This window comes from Massilia sp. Mn16-1_5, from assembly GCF_004798585.1.
Taxonomy (GTDB): domain Bacteria; phylum Pseudomonadota; class Gammaproteobacteria; order Burkholderiales; family Burkholderiaceae_D; genus Telluria.
In genome coordinates, this window is record NZ_PPXQ01000059.1 from 1 (window position 1) to 686 (window position 686).

Here is a 686-nt window from a genome sequence, read left to right on the forward strand (position 1 = left end):
GCATCTGAGTTTCCTTACGTTGTTGGGGTCAATGTAAGCGTTTGAGCGGTGGAAACTTCCTAAGTTCAATTTTTTGCGGGAAAAATTTCTTTGGCGTATCAGATGCGCAATGACAATTTCTTCTGGGAAAATACAAAACCAATGTGCCGGCGTAGCGAATGCGGCAATGACAGCGCGCTATTCGGCCTCATCAGTAGTGGGAAAGAAAAAACCCGCGCGGCCAAGGCTTCGCGCGGGTTTGATGGGAGCGGGCAAACGCTATTTATGAAAGACGAGCTGGGTAAAGCTCAGCCGAAACAGGACGACCTCTATAGAGACGGGGCAATCTCTATATACAGCACGAGCCAAGCGCGAACACGCCAATGGCCTTCAGCAATCGCCTAGTTCTTATCGACACGGCGACTTTGCTCATGCGCTCCGATGTCGATACGTGAGCCCTTCGGACGAGCAAGGCCCTCTTTGTCCGTCTTGAACAAGCTCGTTGCCGTTGCCTTGTCAATCATGGGACTTCCAGTCTTCAGGCGAAAATCGCCGCCCTCTGCATGGACAAACATCGGGTTGAATCGCCCCGGGTTTTGTAGAGGCTCCATTGTTTGAGAGAATGGAGCTATGAAAAAGCAACCCAAGTATTCCCCTGAAGTCATCGAGCGCGCCGTGCGCATGGTCAGCGAAGCCGGCAGCCAGTA

Annotated in this window: 1 protein-coding gene; it reads right to left on the bottom strand. The window is 52.2% G+C overall.

Annotation, left to right across the window (positions count from 1 at the left end):
* Nucleotides 1-380: 380 nt before the first annotated feature.
* The gene (locus C2862_RS25560) at nucleotides 381-644 is read right to left on the bottom strand and encodes a choice-of-anchor Q domain-containing protein (RefSeq protein ID WP_307723573.1); all 264 of its coding nucleotides are present in this window, start codon (nucleotides 642-644) and stop codon (nucleotides 381-383) included.
* Nucleotides 645-686: the final 42 nt, after the last annotated feature.